The organism is Janthinobacterium sp. GW821-FHT03C10 (genome assembly GCF_059420865.1).
In genome coordinates, this window is record NZ_JBWKUN010000005.1 from 58,326 (window position 1) to 74,790 (window position 16,465).

Below are 16,465 nucleotides of genomic sequence, written 5' to 3' on the forward strand. Positions count from 1 at the left end.
ATGAAAACAAACCTATGAATGCAGTTTTACAACCCTCCGCCTGCTTCCATTGCGGCTTGCCCGTCCCGGCCGGCTCCAACTGGCTCGTCACCATCGACGACGTGCCGCGCGCCATGTGCTGCCCCGGCTGCGAAGCGGTGGCGCAAACCATCGTCGACATCGGCCAGAGCGCCTACTACCGCGACCGCGACGAATACGCCGTCAACGCGGCTGACGCCACCATGGTGCCGCCCGAACTGCGTTTGTACAGCAATGACGACGCGCAATTCGCGCGCGACGCCAGCAGCTGCGAAGCAACGCTCTCTGTCGAAGGCATCCGCTGCGCCGCCTGCGTCTGGCTGATCGAACGCCAGCTGACGCGTTTGCCCGGCGTGCAGGCGGCCAGCCTGAACGTCGCCACCGAGCGCCTGTACGTGCGCTGGAGCCGCGCGCAGTGCGAGCCGGGCGACATCCTGCAGGCCGTGCGGCAAGTCGGCTACACGGCCTATCCGTATGACGCCGTGCGCCATGGCGAGCGCCTGCAAAAGGCCAGCAAGACCCTGGGCCGCCAGCTGTTCGTGGCCGGCCTGTCGATGATGCAGGTGATGATGTACGTGGCGCCGTCCTACCTGGCCGCCGAGGACGGCACGCTGGACGAGAATATGGCCAGCCTGATGCGCTGGGCCAGCCTGCTCCTGACCTTGCCGGCCATCTGCTATTCGGCCATGCCGTTCTTCCAGGGCGCCTGGGCCAGCCTGCGCGCGCGCACCCTGGGCATGGACGTGCCTGTGGCGCTGGGCATCCTGGCGGCCTTCTTCGGCAGCGTGGTGGCGACCTTCACGGGCCGCGGCGAGGTGTATTACGACTCGGCCACGATGTTCATCTTCCTGCTGCTGTGCAGCCGCTATTTCGAGCTGCAGGCGCGCCGCAAGGCCGCTTCCGCACTGGAGCGGCTGCAGCATGCCTTGCCCGCGTCCGCCTCGCTGATGGCGGACTTCCCCGACAACCGCGCCACCACCCTGGTGCCGGCCGGCAGCCTGGCCGTCGGCGACATCATCCTGGTGAAACCGGGCGAGGCGATCGCCGCCGACAGCGTCATCATCGAAGGCACGAGCGCGCTCGATTTATCGCTGCTGACGGGCGAGAGCGCGGCGCAGCGCCGCAAGACGGGCGAGCGGGTGCCGGGCGGGGCCATCAACGCCAGCGCGGCATTGATCCTGCGCGTGCTGAAGCCGGCGCGCGACAGCACCCTGTCGGACCTGTTGAAACTGATCGAACGGGCCGGCAGCGGCAAGCCGCAGATCGCGCAGTGGGCCGACAAGGTCGCGGCCTGGTTCGTGCTGGGCCTGCTGCTGTTTGCCGTCGCCGTGTTCGCCTTCTGGAGCTGGCACGAGCCGTCGCAGGCGTGGCCCGTGGCCATCGCCGTGCTGGTCGTGTCCTGCCCCTGCGCGCTGTCTCTCGCCACGCCGACGGCGCTGGCGGCCGCCACCGACAGCCTGCTGCGGCGCGGCGTGCTGATCGTCCAGCCGCACGTGCTGGAAACCCTGCACCGCGCCACCCACATCGTCTTCGACAAGACGGGAACCTTGACCCTGGGCCGGCCCGTGCTGCGGCAGATCGAGGGCCTGGGCGGCATGGCGGAAGACGACTGCCTGCAGGTGGCCGCCGTGCTGGAAGCGGGCAGCGCCCATCCGCTGGCGCAGGCGATCCTGGCAGCAGCGGGAGAAACGCCGCGCATGCATGCGGAACAATTACAGGAAGTGCAGGGCCAGGGCCTGGAGGGCGTCGTCGACGGCGTGCGCTACCGCCTGGGCAATGCGGCCTTTGTCGCCGCCATCGCGGGGCCGCCGCTGGGCGACACGGCCGTCGGCATGCAGGGCATGACGCCGCTGTACCTGGGCACGCAGGGCCGGTGGCTGACGCGTTTCCTGCTCAGCGATGCGCTGCGCCCCGAGGCGCGCGACGTGGTCGCGTATTTCCAGCGGCGCGGCAAGCAGGTCGTGCTGCTCAGCGGCGACCAGGAAGCGCTGACGCAAAGCGTGGCGACGGAACTGGGCATCAACACGGCGTGCGGCGAATGCCTGCCCGATGAAAAGCTCGATTTCGTGCAGCAATTGCAGGCGACGGGCGCCGTCGTGGCGATGGTGGGCGACGGCATCAACGACGCCGCCGTGCTGAGCGGCGCCGACGTGTCCTTCGCCATGGGTTCCGGCGCCGCGCTGGCGCAGGCGCATGCGGACACGGTGCTGCTGTCGAGCCAATTGCTTTCCGTGCTCGACACGGCCAGGACGGCGGCGCGCAGCATGCGCATCATCCGCGAAAACCTGGGCTGGGCCACGCTGTACAATCTGACGGCCATCCCGGCCGCCGCGCTGGGCTTTTTGAACCCCTGGCTGTCCGGCGTCGGCATGGCTGCCAGCTCGGCGGTCGTCATCGCCAACGCCCTGCGCCTGCGGAAAGCCTGAACATGGAAGCACTGTATCTCCTCATCCCCTTGAGCGTCGTGGTCGTCTTTATCGCCCTGTGGGTGTATTTCACGGCTTCGGACAGCGGCCAGTTCGACGACCTCGTCGGACCGGGCCTGCGCGTGCTGCAGGATGACGACACGCCGCCGGAAGCGGCCGCCCCGCCCGCGCCTCAGCGCGAATAGCCTTGCGACCCCGGCCGCGCATCGAAGCGCCGGCCCCACCACGGCAAGAACACGGTATTGCCGCCGCGCGCGCGGAACCACGGCTGCTCGTGGTCGATGGGCCGCAAGACGGCCGGCGGCGCCACCACCACGGCAGTCGCGCTCTCGCTGTCGCTGCTGCCCGCCACCAGCACGGGCCGGCCCACGTGGTTGGCATAACCGATGGCCAGCGCCACGTTGGTCAGCGCCGTGCCGGCGCCCGTTTCACCCAGCAGCGCCGGCATGTTGAAGGTCTGCTTGTTGAAATCGAAATCGGGCAATTGCTGCGTCAGACTTTGAGCCAGCGGGCCAATGCGCTCCGACGAAACAGGATAGCTGCTGCCCGCATCGTGGATGACGTAGCCGATGGCACTGTCGGCCAGTTGCGCGTTCCGGGCGGCAGCGTCGATGGCAGCGCTCCACGCCTGCACGGTGCGCGGGGAAGCGCCCTTGCCGGCAGTGAAATCGGCGACCTTGCACGTGGCGGGAAAGCCCAGCCACGCCAGCGGCGCGCGCTCCGTCTTGTAGCCGGGACCGGCCAGCACCAGCAGGACCATGTTTTCATTGATCTGCTCATCCCTGGGCGGATAACTGGGCGCATCCCAGTTCATCACCCACACCGTCTTGTCGGGATTGGCCTGCAGGTAAGACAACCCCGCTGCCAGGGACGTAAAACCCGCGTTGGCGCCGCCCAGGGTGACGCGCACGTCGGGCGGCGTGGCCGTGGTCCAGGAATCGGGGAAATGGGGGTTGCCGATGCTGAAGGTATCGACAATCTCCTCGCGCAAATATTCCGCCGCTTCCACGGGATCAAGCCGCCCGGCCGGTAGGGCATATTCAACATGGATGCCGGCCAATTCACGGCGCGTGGATTTATCAGTCAACGAATGGGCGTTATAAAAATATTCTTCGCTCGAGAAATAAATATCATGAAACAGCGTGATCAATTCCTCCACATACTTTTCATGATATCCATTGAATGTTTCCCGCCCCTTGTTGCCAGAAGCAATCATGCCGATCGATTGCACCTTGCCAAAACGCACAGGATTCTCTTTCACTTTGCTATCGTCCTTGTTCGGCTTGGCCAGGCCCAGCGTCCACAGCAATTGCCATTCGGTCGGATAATCGCGCCGCTGCAGGGGATTGAGCCACTGCACACCCACCACCTGCGCCATGTACGGCTGCGCGGGCGCAGCAGGGATGACGGCGGCAACCGGTGCCGCGACCGGAACCTTGCTGGCGCAGGCCGAGGTCAGAAAAAGCACGCCAAGCGCCAGCAGGGCTGGCATCAACAATAGTCGTTTCATCAGCAATCCTTCTTCAAGAGGAACGTCGACTGGCGGGGCCTGCAATACAGACCAGAGTGCAATACCAGACGCAAGACTGAAAACAAATATGCTCCAGCCCAGCCTGCGCGGAAAGGTAGCAATCAAGTTACGCATCAGGTGGTCTCCCGGCGCTTGTACATGCGCTCATCCACTATCTCGGGCGGCATGCTTCCAGCGCTGCCATCACTTTGAACCCACTCCAATAACGGCTTTTTTTTAAACAAACCAAGCTTGAAATATTCAAGAAAAATTCTGTTTGAATTACCCTTTTTTTCCAACTCCTTCAACAATCGCCAATCCGCAATCACTCTCAATTCCCGCATCGCCTCCTCACCGATATGACACACCGCAATCGCCACGTCATACGCCAGCGCCATTTCCGCATGCCGGGGATTGCTCAGGATGGTGGAGTGGTCGGTCGCATGCGTGTCGCAGGTGGCCGCCAGTTGCCCCTGGATTTCCTGCTTGCGCCATTGCAAATATTCCGGCGTGGCCGTGGACAGGTCGTCTTCCATCATCGCCTTGCCGTCAAGGCCGTCGAGCTTCCCGCGGCGGGCCTTCATGCGCAGGCGGGCATGGTCTTCGTAGCGCAGTGCCGCCTCGGTATTGCGGTCGCCCTGCGGCGTGCCGCCCACGCTTGTATCGGCATACGGCTCGCCTTTCTGACGTGCCTTGCCCGCATGGCGATGCGTGCCGGGCGGATCGAGATTCTGGTCGAACTGCGGACTAGGTACGCCAAAGCGCACGGCCTGCGGTGTAAACACTTCCGGCAAGGCGGGCGCCGTCACGGGGATGCGCCAGTCGTCCGGCGGCACGGCATTGATGGGCGTCTTCAGCATCTTCATGAGGGCCGACATGGCGGAGGCCGTGCGCACGGTCCCCGCCTTTCCGGCCGCGCTGGTACTGGCGCGCATGCCCTTGTCCGGGTCGTATCTGGAAATCGGCGAACGGGGATGCCAGAAATCGGCGCTGCCCCGCGCGGGCTGGCGATAGTGATTGCTCCAATAGTCATAATCGCCGTGCTGGCCAACGGGAAAGCCTTGCGCAAACACGCGCTGAGTAAACACGCCGGCGCCGCGCGTGGCCTTGATCTCTTCGGCGCTCAGACCCAACCAGCCCATGCCCTGGATGGGCGTGGCGGAAATCACCTGGTCGTGCGGATTGCAATACAGGGTGACGCGACCGCGCGTCGTGGGCTGCGGGCCGCAGGCATAGGCGGCCCTGTCCTTGTCCAGGGTGAAATCATGGCGCACGTTGGCGGCCATGTCCGCCAGCGCGGCAGACATGGGCGGCTCCGTGGCCTGGCCGCGCACGATGTCGAAAAACGCCGCCAGGGTCTTGCGGCGCGCCTCGCCGCTCTGCCGGCCCACATTGCCATCGACATCCCTGACCTGCCCCTGCAGCCAGCCTTCCGTATCGTTTCTGCGCAACAGGCTGTAGGGCGGGTTGCACAAGACATAGGTATCGGCCACGCAGCGCCCGCTTTTGCCTGCCGCATCCTGCACCTTGGCCATCTTATTGCCCAGAAATGCGGCCGCCATGCCCACCATATTGCCCTGGCTGTGACAAACCAGCATGTTCGTTCAGGTAGACCGAATCGCCATATTGCTGCAATTCCCTGTCGCTGGCCTTGTCGCCCCAGCGGAACTGGATCACGGGCGAGAAATGCGCTGGCGGCCCGATGAAGGTGGCAGCCGTGTAGTCGGGATCGACATAGCCGTCATCGCTCAGTTCGCTCCGATAGCCCACCGGCGTCAGCTGCCCCGCCTGCGCCGTGGCATGCGCCATGTGCTCGTCGCAGCGCTTCATGCGCGTGTTCAGGCCTTGGCACAAGCCGGCTTCGGCCGCGCCGTACCACTCGCCGTCGGAATTGACGCCATGCACGAAGATGACGATGCCCGGCGAAGGCATCTGCTGCAGGCAATCGAGCAGGCAGTGACTGAACAGGGTCGTGCCCTCGGCCTTGCCGACGACCAGGTCCACCTGGGCATCAAACGGGTCGCGGCGTTCGGGGTCTTCCATGGCGGGCCTTGGGCGTGTCTGGACAAGCCACTGTAAGTCATTGCTTCCATGCACGTTTTACGCCATGTCAAGCCAGCTGTTGCAGGGATCTTGCATGGCTTTTTTGACCGGAATATCACTTTATTTCGATGCCAGTTCGCTACGCTTATTTCATCCGGGGAATTTTGATCCACATCAAAGTTTTTTCGCGGTCAAACACTTACTCTCTGGCCACCATCATAAATAGTAATTCCAGGGAGAGTCTTTGTGGATCAATCGCTGAACTATAACTACAAGATCGTGAAGCAATTCGCGGTCGCTACTGTGGTATGGGGCATCATCGGCATGCTGGTTGGCGTTATCATCGCCGCTCAGCTGGCCTGGCCTGCCCTGAACCTCGACATACCATGGCTGACATACGGGCGTCTGCGTCCGCTGCACACGAATGCGGTGATTTTCGCCTTCGGCATCTGCGGCCTGTTCGCCACCTCGTACTACGTGGTGCAACGCACCTGCCAGGTGCGCCTGTTTTCCGACAAGCTGGCCGCCTTCACCTTCTGGGGCTGGCAAGCCGTGATCCTGTGCGCGGTCGTCAGCCTGCCCATGGGCCTGACCCGCGGCAAGGAATACGCCGAGCTGGAATGGCCTATCGCCATCCTCATCGCCGTCGTCTGGATCGCCTACGCCATCGTCTTCTTCGGCACCCTGATCAAGCGCAAGGTCAAGCACATCTACGTGGCCAACTGGTTCTTCGGCGCCTACATCCTGGCCGTGACGATCTTGCACGTGGTCAATGGCGCCGTCATGCCTGCCTCGTTCACCAAGTCGTATTCCGCGTATGCGGGCGTGCAGGACGCCATGATCCAGTGGTGGTACGGCCATAACGCGGTGGGCTTCATCCTGACCGCCGGCTACCTGGGCATGGTCTACTACTTCATCCCGAAACAGGCCGAGCGCCCCGTGTACTCGTACCGTTTGTCGATCGTCCACTTCTGGGCGCTGATCTTCACCTACATGTGGGCGGGCCCGCATCACCTGCACTACACGGCCTTGCCTGACTGGACGCAATCGATCGGCATGGTCTTCTCGCTGGTCCTGCTGGCACCAAGCTGGGGCGGCATGATCAACGGCATCATGACCCTGTCGGGCGCCTGGCACAAGCTGCGCACCGACCCGATCCTGAAATTCATGATCGTCTCGCTGTCGTTCTACGGCATCGCCACCTTCGAAGGTCCGATGATGTCGATCAAGACCATCAACTCGCTGTCGCACTACACCGACTGGACCGTTGCCCACGTGCATGCGGGCGCCCTGGGCTGGGTGGGCTTCATCACCATGGGTTCGATCTACTACCTGCTGCCGCGCCTGGCGGGCCGCACGCAGATGCACAGCACGCGCCTGGTCGACGTGCACTTCTGGGTAGCCACCATCGGCATCGTGCTGTACATCGCGGCAATGTGGATCGCCGGCGTGATGCAAGGCCTGATGTGGCGCGCGGTCAATCCGGACGGCACCCTGACCTACACCTTTGTCGAGAGCGTGAAAGCGACGTATCCGTACTACGTGGTGCGCGTGGCCGGTGGCCTGCTGTACCTGTCGGGTATGTGCATCATGGGCTACAACACCTGGATGACCTTGCGCGGCAGCAAACTCCCCGTCGCCCGCATTCCGGAACTGAACGCGGCGCACGCCTGATAGGAGCAAAAGCAAATGAAATTTTCACATGCATGGATTGAGAGAAACCCCTGGCTGCTGATCGCCCTGGTCACGGTGGTGATCAGCATCGGCGGCGCCGTCGAGATCGTTCCCCTGTTCTTCCAGAAGAGCACGACGGAGCCCGTCGCCGGCCTGAAGCCGTATTCGCCGCTGCGCCTGGCGGGCCGCGACATCTACGTGCGCGAAGGCTGCTACAACTGCCATTCGCAGATGGTGCGTCCGCTGCGCGCGGAAACGGAACGCTATGGCCACTATTCGGTCGCCGGCGAGTTCGTCTACGACCGTCCGTTCCAGTGGGGTTCCAAGCGCACGGGTCCCGACCTGGCCCGCGTGGGCGCCCGCTACAGCGACGAATGGCACCGCACGCACTTGAACAACCCGCGCGACGTGGTGCCCGAGTCGAACATGCCGGCCTACCCCTGGCTGGCGAAGACCAAGCTGGTGCCTGACGACATCATGCCGAAGATGCGCGCCCTGCAACGCCTGGGCCAGCCGTACAGCGATGCGGAAATCGCCGCCGGCCCCGCGCAGCTGCAGGACAAGACGGAAGAAGACGCCCTGGTCGCCTATCTGCAAGGCCTCGGTACATTAATCAAAACAAGGAATTAGCATGGCAATCGAAAACCTGTTTGACAGCGCCAGCAGCGTCATGACGGTGGTTTCCTTTACGACGTTCGTGGGCATCCTGTGGTGGACGTTCAGCCGCAGCAACAGCGACTTCGACGCGGCGGCGCGCCTGCCGTTCGCCGACGACGCGCTCGACTATCCGGCCGAGGCCGAAATGAACCTGGCGAAGGAGCGCAACCATGGCTGACTTTACCAATGGCTTCTGGAATATCTATGTCATCGTGCTGTCCCTGCTGGGCATCATCGGCTGCGGCGTGCTGCTGTACTCCCAGTCGAAAGTGAAAGTGGCCGCCGGCGCCCCCGCCGACGGCACCACGGGCCACGTGTGGGACGAGGACTTGAAGGAACTCAATACGCCGATGCCGCGCTGGTGGATGTGGCTGTTCTACATCACCATCGTCTTCGCGCTGGCCTACCTGTTCCTGTATCCGGGCCTGGGCAACTACGCCGGCAGCCTGGGCTGGAAATCGACGGGCCAGTACGAGGAAGAGCTGAAGAAGGCGGAAGCCGACTACGGTCCCCTGTTCAACAAGTACCTGAGCCAGGACTTGAAGACGGTGGCGGCCGATCCGCAGGCGCAAGCCATCGGCCAGCGTTTGTTCCTGACCTACTGCGCGCAATGCCACGGTTCGGATGCGCGCGGCAACAAGGGCTTCCCCAACCTGACGGACAAGGACTGGCTGTATGGCGGCGAACCCGACATCATCAAGACCACCATCATGCACGGCCGCAATGGGCAGATGCCGCCGATGGGCGCCGCGCTGGGCTCCGAAAAGGATGTCGAGAACGTGGCCCATTACGTGCTGAGCCTGTCCGGTTCCACCTCGGACCCCGTCAAGTCCGTGTTGGGCAAGGCCAAGTTTGGCGCCTGCATGGCCTGTCACGGCGCCGATGCGAAGGGCAACCAGATGCTCGGTGCGCCTAACCTGACGGACAAGGTGTGGCTGTACGGCGGCAGCGCCGATACCATCATGGAAACCGTGCGCAAGGGACGCAGCAACACCATGCCGGCCTTCAGCGATTTCCTCGGCGAATCCAAGGTACACGTGCTGTCGGCGTATGTCTGGAGCCTGTCGAATCCCCAGACGCCCGTGAAATGATGTAATGGAACCTCAAGTCATCAAGATGTATGCGGCCCGCGAGCAAATCTACCCTCGCGAGGCCAAAGGACGCTACGCTACCTGGCGATGGGTATGCGTATGGCTTACCCAGCTCGCGTTCTACGGCTTGCCGTGGTTGACCTGGAATGGCAGGCAAGCCCTGCTGTTCGATTTGACCACGCGCAAGTTCTACATTTTCGGCGTCGTGCTGTGGCCCCAGGATTTCATCTATCTGGCGGCCCTGCTGATCATCTGTGCGTATTTGTTGTTCCTCGTCACGGCCATTGCCGGGCGGGTATGGTGCGGCTTTTCTTGCCCGCAAACGGTATACACGGAAATCTTCCTGTGGGTCGAACGCCGCATCGAGGGCACGCGCAGCGCGCGCATGGCCCTCGACAGGCAGGGTCCCTCCGTGCGCAAGGCATTCAAGAAGACGGCCAAGCACCTGGTCTGGGGCGCCATCGCCCTGTGGACGGGCTTTACCTTTGTCGGCTACTTCACGCCGATCAAGGAACTGGCGCGCGAGGTGACCACCCTCAATTTCGGTCCCTGGGAATGGTTCTGGGTCTTGTTCTACAGCCTGGCAACCTACGGCAACGCAGGCTGGCTGCGCGAGCAGGTGTGCAAATACATGTGCCCCTACGCGCGCTTCCAGAGCGCCATGTTCGACCAGGACACGCTGATCATCACCTACGATGCCAAGCGCGGCGAACCACGCGGCGCCATGAGCAAGAAGGCTGGCAACAACGACAAGCTGGGCGACTGCATCGACTGCACCCTGTGCGTGCAGGTGTGTCCGACCGGCATCGATATCCGCAACGGCCTGCAGTATGAATGCATCGGCTGCGCCGCCTGCGTCGATGCCTGCAATACCGTGATGGACAAGGTCGAACGGCCGCGTGGCCTGATACGCTACAGCACCGACCATGCGATGGAAAACAACTTCAATTCGAAGCAGATCCGCCAGCGCGCCATGCGCCCGCGCGTGCTGATCTACACTTCCATCCTGGCCCTGATCATCATCGCCGTGTGTACTTCGCTGGCCCTGCGCACGCCGCTGAAAATGGACGTGATCCGCGACCGCGGTTCGATGGGACGCGAAGTGGAAGACGGCATGATCGAAAACGTCTACCGCCTGCAGATCATGAACACCTCCGAGCAAAGCCAGCATTTCAAAATCAGCGCATCCGGCTTGCCGGGCCTGACCTTGCTGACACGCGAGGAAGTGACGTTGCAGCCGACGGAAACGCTGGGCTGGCCGATCCGCCTGCGCGTGCCGCACGGCGTCGGCGAGAAGGGTTCGAACAAGATTGCAATCGAATTGCACTCGCTGGACGACCCGTCGCTGCACGTGCGCGAAAGCGCGGTCTTCATCGTGCCGCGCTAATGCAGGAAGGCCGGTCCCCGCATGGGGGCCGGCCATTTACACAGGAGAAATAGCATGTCCGACAGTCTGAAACTGCAAGCCCCCGTTGCCCCGTGGTACAAGCACCGCTGGCCATGGCTGCTGATGATCGGTCCCGGCCTGTCCGTGGTCGTCGGCAGCTTCATGGGTTATATCGCGTTTACACAACCCGATGCGCTGGTGGTGGGCGACTATTACAAGCAGGGCAAGGCCATCAACCAGGATTTGAAGCGCGACACGATCGCCAGCGACCTGGCCATGGATACGACCCTGGCGTATGACGTCGCCGCAGCGCGCCTGAGCGGTTCCGTGCACAGCTTCGGCAAGGCGTACCAGAGGCCTTTGCTGCTGCACCTGGCGCATGCGACCCTGCCGGAAAAGGATATCAAGCTGCTGGTGCAGCCCGATGCGGCCGGCAATTTTTCCGTGGCGCTGCCGATGCTCGAACGCAGCCGCTGGCAGGTGCTGGTGGAAAATGACAAGCGCGAGTGGCGCCTGTCCGGTATCTGGACCTGGCCGCTACAACGCAGCATCGCGCTGCACGCGGATGAAGAGCTATAACGTACAGCGCCGGGAAAAAACCGTAGCGAGCGGCAGTGATTTGTGGCTGAGAAGCGCAGCTGTGCTAGAGCACAGCGAGCATCGCAGGCCGCAAAGCGCGACGCGCAGTAGGTTTTGACGGTGCTGTTATTTGCAGACGTCCGTGCCGGCCGTAATGGCCTTCAATTTCGCCGGCTGCAGGATCTCGATCTCTCGGTTGGAGACGCGCAGCCAGCCTTCCTTCTTGAATTTCGACAATAAACGGCTGACGCTTTCGATGGTCAGGCCCAGGTAGTTGCCGATTTCCTCGCGCGACATGCGCAACTGGAATTTACTGCTCGAATAGCCGCGCGCTTCATAGCGCGACGCCAGGTTGACGATGAAGGCGGCAAAGCGCTGCGTCGCCTGCATATTGCCCAGCAACAGCATCACGCTTTGCTCGCGCGTGATTTCCTGGCTCATCATGCGGTGGAAATGGCGCAGCAGGGTCGGCATGTTGCCCAGCAATTGTTCCAGGCTGGAAAACGGGATTTCACACACTTCGCTGTCTTCCAGGGCCACCGCATTACAGTGGTGGCGGTCGGCGCTGATGGCGTCCATGCCCAGCAGTTCGCCAGCCATCTGGAAACCCGTCACCTGCTCTTCGCCGCCCGGATTGATCTGGTAGGTCTTGAAGTGGCCCAGGCGGATCGCGTACAGGTTCTGGAACGAGTCGCCGATGCGGAACAGCGAGGCGCCGCGCACGATCTTGCGGCGGCGGCCGATGATCTGGTCCAGCCTGTCCATGTCGCCCACATCGAGGCCCATCGGCAGGCACAATTGATGCATGCTGCAGGTCGAGCATCGCGCACGCAACGCTTCCACGGTCACTGTGGGCAAGGTTGGAGTGAGTAGCGCTTCAGTCATGTCGGTACCTTTTAGAAAATGCAACAACAAGTTTACTGCATACAGGGTTGCCGTGTGCCAATTTCACCGCAATTTCACCGAATAAACGACGTCCCGCCTTTAATTATATGGCAACATCGTCAAAAGCCCATGCGGAGAGGGCAATTTGCGTGGCGGCGCTTGCCAAGCTGGGGTATTGATAGGAAAATTCCTGACAGCATTATTTGCCGCCTGTGCCGCCCGGTACTGAAAAGGAAATCATGAAGCCTCTCGGCATCAAAGCAAAAGTCGCGCTGGCCACCAGCCTGACCTCGATCGCCATGATCGCGCTGGTCACCATGATCCAGGTGCAGCACATGCGCGACGATTTCACCCGGGTACTGCTGAGCCAGCAGTCGTCCCTGATCAGCCGCACCGCCGCCGAGCTCGACGACAAGCTGGGGATGCTGCTGCAGATCGTCACCCTGACGGCCCGGCAGCAGCCGCCGGAACTGATCGCCCAGCCCGCCCAGTTGCGCGAATACTATTCGCGCCGCTCGATGCTGGTGCTGTTCGACGACGTGCTGGTGCTCGACGCGCACGGCGCCGTCGTGGCCGACATGCCGGAAGTGGCGGGGCGCGCCGGCATCAACGTCGCCGAGCGCGAGTATTTCCAGACCGTGCTGCGCACGCGCCAGCCCATGATCACCGAGCCGATGCTGGGCAAATCGAGCGGCATGCCCATCGTGCAGATGGTGGCGCCCGTGCTGGCCGCCGACGGCCAGGTGGCCGGCGTGGTGATCGGCGTGCTGCGCCTGTACAAGGACAACCTGCTGGGGCGTTTGCGCTCGGAAAAGATCGGCAAGAGCGGCTATTACTTCATCCTCACGCGCGGCGCCGTGCCGCGCTACGTGCTGCACCCCGATACCAGCCGTTTGCTGCAGCCGCGCCTGCCGAACGCCAACCTGACGACCACTCAGCTGCTGAAGGACGATGGCGAAGGCAGCATGGTCAGCACCAACAGCCGCGGCATCACGGCCGTCAACAGCTTCAAGCGCCTGAAATCGGTGAACTGGCTGCTGGCCGCCTCGCTGCCCCTCGACGACGCCTTCGAACCGTTCGACGGCGTGCTGTACCGGCTGGTGCTGTGGAGCATCCTCGCCTCGCTGCTGGCCGCAGCCGTGCTGGGCTGGGTCACCGTACGCCTGCTGTCGCCCCTGGTGCGCCTGCGCGACACCCTGCAGGCGCTGCGCACCAGCGGCAGCCGTTTCACCCCCGTTCCCGTGCAGCAGCGCGACGAGATCGGCGAGCTGACGGAAGCCTTCAACGGCCTGATGAGCGAACGCGACCGGCTGCAGCAGGAACTCGAATCGCGCGCGGCGGAGCTGGAACAGGAGCGCGACCGGGCCGAGGCGGCCAACCGCGCGAAGAGCGATTTCGTGGCCAACATGAGCCATGAAATCCGCACGCCCCTCAATGCCGTGCTGGGCATGGTGTATTTGCTGGGCAATACCAAGCTCGATACGGAACAGCGCAAGTATCTGACCATGGTGCGCGTGGCGGGCCAGTCGCTGCTGGGCATCCTCAACGACGTGCTCGATTATTCGAAGATCGAGGCGCGCCGCATGGAATTGTCGCCCGTCGAATTCGACCTCGACGAGGTCATGAACACGCTGGCCACGACGATGACCATGAATGCGGGCGAAAAGGAGCTGGAACTGGCGATTGCCGTCGAGCCCGATGTGCCGCGCCGCCTCGTGGGCGACGCCCAGCGGCTGCAGCAAATCCTCGTCAACCTGGCCGGCAACGCCATCAAGTTTACCGAGAGCGGCGAAGTGGTGGTGGCCGTCAGCCTGGCCGAGAAAGAGAACGGGCGCGCCTGGCTACGCTTCGAAGTGCGCGACACGGGCATCGGCATGACGGAACTGCAGCAACAGCAGCTGTTTGCCGCGTTTTCGCAGGGCGACCAGAGCATCACGCGGCGCTTCGGCGGCACGGGCCTGGGCCTGGCCATCAGCAAACAGCTGATCCACATGATGGGCGGCGACATCGCCGTCGCCAGCAGCGAAGGCAAGGGCAGCCGCTTCTGGTTCAGCGTGCCGTTCGACATGCTGGCGCAGCCGGCCGAAACGCGGCGCACGCCCACCCTGGGCCAGCTGCGCCTGCTGGTGGCCGACGACAACCGCACCACGCGCGAACTGATCGTCAAGCTGATCGAGGCATGGGGCTGGCTGGCCGACGAAGTGGACTCCGGCTTTGCCGCCATCGAACTGTACCGCGAACGCCTGGCGCAGCAGCAACCGTACGACGTGGTGCTGGCCGACTGGCACATGCCCGTGATGGACGGCCTGGCCACGGCCAAGGCCATCCGCCAGGCGGCCGCCGGCCAGCGCCAGCCCATCGTGGTGATGGTCAACGCCTTCGCCCGCAACCACCTGGAGGAAATCTCCAGCGCGGCCGAGGCCGACGTCGTGCTGATGAAACCGATCACGGGCTCGAGCCTGTTCGATGCCCTGCACCAGGCGCTGATTGCCAAGCACGACGGCGGCGAGCAGCGCATCCTGCACCAGCCGCTGGGCACGGAGCTGGCCGGCGTGCATTTCCTGCTGGTGGAAGACAACCATCTGAACCAGGCCGTGGCGCGCGGCATCCTCGAACACATGGGCGCCACCCTGGACGTGGTGGGCGACGGCTTGCAAGCCGTGGAACGGCTGCGCACGGAAGCGCTGCGCTACGACATCGTGCTGATGGACATGCAGATGCCCGTCATGGACGGCTTCAGCGCCACCCACATTATCCGCACGGAACTGCGCTTGAACCTGCCCGTGATCGCCATGACGGCCGGCGTGCTGGCGTCCGAGCGCGAACGCTGCATGACGGCCGGCATCAGCGATTTCATCGCCAAGCCCGTGGTGGTGGAAGAGATGATGGAAGTCATCCTGCGCCACCTGCCCAAGCGCCCGCCAGTGCAGACGGCAGGGCCGGCGCCCGTTGCCGATGAGGAAGTGTTTTCCATGGCGCCGCTGATGCGCGTGATGGGGCGCGACGCGAAAGGGCGCGGCGTGCTGCGGCGCATGGTGGAAGACGCGCTGAACAAGGGCATGACGCCCGTGCGCGACGCCGAAACGGCGTTGCAGGCGGGCCGCCACAGCGACGTGGCGCGCATCCTGCACGGCGTGCGCGGCTCCGTCGGCACCCTGGGCACGAAACGCCTGATCCGCGCCGCCTTCGCCACCGAGGAAGCCATCGATGCGGGCCGGCTCGACGAGGTGCCGGCGCTGCTGGCGCAGACGGCGCAGGAGCTGGAACAGGCGCTGGCGGCGGCAGCGGATTGGTTGTCCAGGCTGAAAGATTAAGCCTGCAACGTAAAACCGGGGTCAGACCCCGGAACCTTGTCGGATTACGCGCTTGCGCGCTAATCCGACCTACCCCATTTACGCCGGCACGCCCAGGATCACGCTGGAGGCCTTGAAAATCGCCGTCACCTTGCTGCCGATCTCAATACCCAGCTCGGTGCTGCTCTGATTGGTGATGATGGCGGCGATGGTGCCGCCGCGCGGCAAGTCCAGCACCACTTCCGTGTTCACGGCGCCCGTCTGCACGCGCGTCACCAGCCCGGCCAGCTGGTTGCGCGCGGAGAAGCGCGCCCCTGCGCTGTCGGCCACGAGGATGATCGACGACGCCTTGATCAGCGCAAACGCTTCCGCGCCCGGCACCAGGCCCAGGCTGGCGCTGCTGCCCTGCGTGACGATGGCAACGATGTGCTGGCCACCGGGCAATTCCAAGGTGACTTCGTCGTTGACGGCACCCTGTTTCAGTTCGGCCACCTTGCCCAGGAATTGATTGCGTGCCGTGGTTTTCATGGCCATTCTCCGTATGAGTAAAAGATCGTCGGCGATGCCTTCCGCCTGGCTGCCCAGCTGGCGCAGGTAGCGGGCATGCTCGCGCTCGATGATGCGGAAATTGTCGACCAGCTGGCGCCCCCGTGGCGTCAGCCGCGTGCCGCCGCCGCCCTTGCCGCCCGTCAAGCGCTCGACCAACGGCTCACCCGCCAGGTTATTCATCGCGTCGATGGCGTCCCAGGCCGCCTTGTAGCTCATCTTCACAAGCTTGGCCGCCTGCGTGATGGAGCCGCATTCGGCGATCGCGCCCAGCAATTCCACCCGGCCGGCGCCGCCCAGGTGCTCGCCGCCCACCGTCATCCATACCGAGCCTTGCAGGCCGATTTCCGCTGCCG

General features: G+C 63.6%; 14 protein-coding genes. 9 read left to right on the plus strand and 5 right to left on the minus strand.

Annotated features, from left to right (window positions below; genetic code table 11):
- Positions 1-14: 14 nt before the first annotated feature.
- Together AC07VH_RS17355 and ccoS are read left to right on the plus strand one after the other, a co-directional pair.
- The gene (locus tag AC07VH_RS17355) at positions 15-2,444 is read left to right on the plus strand and encodes a heavy metal translocating P-type ATPase (protein WP_494787648.1); all 2,430 of its coding nucleotides are present in this window, start codon (positions 15-17) and stop codon (positions 2,442-2,444) included.
- Positions 2,445-2,446: 2 nt separating this feature from the next.
- Positions 2,447-2,629 (plus strand): cbb3-type cytochrome oxidase assembly protein CcoS, encoded by a 183-nt coding sequence (ccoS, locus tag AC07VH_RS17360; RefSeq protein ID WP_100875003.1) that lies wholly within the window; start codon positions 2,447-2,449, stop codon positions 2,627-2,629.
- Here the strand turns inward: ccoS and AC07VH_RS17365 are convergent.
- Genes AC07VH_RS17365 through AC07VH_RS17375 form a run of 3 tightly spaced genes read right to left on the minus strand, consistent with a single transcriptional unit; the run spans position 2,617 to position 5,997 of the window.
- Complete coding sequence (locus tag AC07VH_RS17365; RefSeq protein ID WP_494787647.1) at positions 2,617-4,089, minus strand: virulence factor; 1,473 nt, start codon at positions 4,087-4,089, stop codon at positions 2,617-2,619. The genes ccoS and AC07VH_RS17365 overlap by 13 nt on opposite strands.
- Positions 4,089-5,552 (minus strand): T6SS effector phospholipase Tle3 domain-containing protein, encoded by a 1,464-nt coding sequence (locus AC07VH_RS17370; protein ID WP_494787646.1) that lies wholly within the window; start codon positions 5,550-5,552, stop codon positions 4,089-4,091. The genes AC07VH_RS17365 and AC07VH_RS17370 overlap by 1 nt, the downstream gene beginning before the upstream one ends.
- Positions 5,491-5,997, minus strand: coding sequence for a T6SS effector phospholipase Tle3 domain-containing protein (locus tag AC07VH_RS17375; RefSeq protein WP_494787645.1), 507 nt, complete (start codon positions 5,995-5,997; stop codon positions 5,491-5,493). The genes AC07VH_RS17370 and AC07VH_RS17375 overlap by 62 nt, the downstream gene beginning before the upstream one ends.
- A gap of 246 nt (positions 5,998-6,243) precedes the next feature.
- Between AC07VH_RS17375 and ccoN the strand changes: the two genes are divergently transcribed.
- The 6 genes from ccoN to AC07VH_RS17405 are packed head-to-tail and all read left to right on the plus strand — an operon-like array spanning position 6,244 to position 11,385.
- Positions 6,244-7,671 (plus strand): cytochrome-c oxidase, cbb3-type subunit I, encoded by a 1,428-nt coding sequence (gene ccoN / locus AC07VH_RS17380; RefSeq protein WP_046681775.1) that lies wholly within the window; start codon positions 6,244-6,246, stop codon positions 7,669-7,671.
- 15 nt (positions 7,672-7,686) lie between these two features.
- Positions 7,687-8,301, plus strand: a complete 615-nt coding sequence (gene ccoO, locus AC07VH_RS17385; RefSeq protein WP_215410209.1) for a cytochrome-c oxidase, cbb3-type subunit II — start codon at positions 7,687-7,689, stop codon at positions 8,299-8,301.
- Position 8,302: 1 nt separating this feature from the next.
- Positions 8,303-8,506: a cbb3-type cytochrome oxidase subunit 3 gene (locus AC07VH_RS17390; RefSeq protein ID WP_314624960.1), complete on the plus strand. Its 204-nt coding sequence runs from the start codon at positions 8,303-8,305 to the stop codon at positions 8,504-8,506.
- Complete coding sequence (ccoP, locus tag AC07VH_RS17395) at positions 8,499-9,419, plus strand: cytochrome-c oxidase, cbb3-type subunit III (RefSeq protein ID WP_489629348.1); 921 nt, start codon at positions 8,499-8,501, stop codon at positions 9,417-9,419. Before AC07VH_RS17390 ends, ccoP begins: the two co-directional genes overlap by 8 nt.
- A 4-nt stretch (positions 9,420-9,423) precedes the next feature.
- A complete protein-coding gene (gene ccoG, locus AC07VH_RS17400) occupies positions 9,424-10,806 on the plus strand; it encodes a cytochrome c oxidase accessory protein CcoG (protein WP_475417244.1) in 1,383 nt (460 codons plus the stop codon).
- Between the two features lie 54 nt (positions 10,807-10,860).
- On the plus strand, positions 10,861-11,385 hold the full coding sequence (locus AC07VH_RS17405; RefSeq protein WP_475417245.1) for a FixH family protein: 525 nt from the start codon (positions 10,861-10,863) through the stop codon (positions 11,383-11,385).
- A 126-nt stretch (positions 11,386-11,511) separates the two neighbouring features.
- Here the strand turns inward: AC07VH_RS17405 and fnr are convergent, their stop codons facing one another.
- Complete coding sequence (gene fnr / locus AC07VH_RS17410; protein WP_475417246.1) at positions 11,512-12,270, minus strand: fumarate/nitrate reduction transcriptional regulator Fnr; 759 nt, start codon at positions 12,268-12,270, stop codon at positions 11,512-11,514.
- Between the two features lie 239 nt (positions 12,271-12,509).
- Here fnr and AC07VH_RS17415 point away from each other — a divergent pair, with 239 nt between their 5' ends.
- Positions 12,510-15,584 (plus strand): response regulator, encoded by a 3,075-nt coding sequence (locus tag AC07VH_RS17415; protein ID WP_494787644.1) that lies wholly within the window; start codon positions 12,510-12,512, stop codon positions 15,582-15,584.
- Positions 15,585-15,662: 78 nt separating this feature from the next.
- On the opposite strand, the gene AC07VH_RS17420 is transcribed toward AC07VH_RS17415, so the two are convergent.
- Positions 15,663-16,430, minus strand: coding sequence for a TOBE domain-containing protein (locus AC07VH_RS17420; protein WP_494787686.1), 768 nt, complete (start codon positions 16,428-16,430; stop codon positions 15,663-15,665).
- Positions 16,431-16,465: the final 35 nt, after the last annotated feature.

Bases quoted from the DNA above. Each gene is read 5' to 3' on its own strand.
- AC07VH_RS17355 (WP_494787648.1), top strand. From the start codon at position 15: ATGAATGCAGTTTTACAACCCTCCGCCTGCTTCCATTGCGGCTTGCCC.
- ccoS (WP_100875003.1), top strand. From the start codon at position 2,447: ATGGAAGCACTGTATCTCCTCATCCCCTTGAGCGTCGTGGTCGTCTTT.
- AC07VH_RS17365 (WP_494787647.1), bottom strand. From the start codon at position 4,089: ATGCGTAACTTGATTGCTACCTTTCCGCGCAGGCTGGGCTGGAGCATA.
- AC07VH_RS17370 (WP_494787646.1), bottom strand. From the start codon at position 5,552: ATGCTGGTTTGTCACAGCCAGGGCAATATGGTGGGCATGGCGGCCGCA.
- AC07VH_RS17375 (WP_494787645.1), bottom strand. From the start codon at position 5,997: ATGGAAGACCCCGAACGCCGCGACCCGTTTGATGCCCAGGTGGACCTG.
- ccoO (WP_215410209.1), top strand. From the start codon at position 7,687: ATGAAATTTTCACATGCATGGATTGAGAGAAACCCCTGGCTGCTGATC.
- AC07VH_RS17390 (WP_314624960.1), top strand. From the start codon at position 8,303: ATGGCAATCGAAAACCTGTTTGACAGCGCCAGCAGCGTCATGACGGTG.
- ccoP (WP_489629348.1), top strand. From the start codon at position 8,499: ATGGCTGACTTTACCAATGGCTTCTGGAATATCTATGTCATCGTGCTG.
- ccoG (WP_475417244.1), top strand. From the start codon at position 9,424: ATGGAACCTCAAGTCATCAAGATGTATGCGGCCCGCGAGCAAATCTAC.
- AC07VH_RS17405 (WP_475417245.1), top strand. From the start codon at position 10,861: ATGTCCGACAGTCTGAAACTGCAAGCCCCCGTTGCCCCGTGGTACAAG.
- fnr (WP_475417246.1), bottom strand. From the start codon at position 12,270: ATGACTGAAGCGCTACTCACTCCAACCTTGCCCACAGTGACCGTGGAA.
- AC07VH_RS17415 (WP_494787644.1), top strand. From the start codon at position 12,510: ATGAAGCCTCTCGGCATCAAAGCAAAAGTCGCGCTGGCCACCAGCCTG.
- AC07VH_RS17420 (WP_494787686.1), bottom strand. From the start codon at position 16,430: ATGACGGTGGGCGGCGAGCACCTGGGCGGCGCCGGCCGGGTGGAATTG.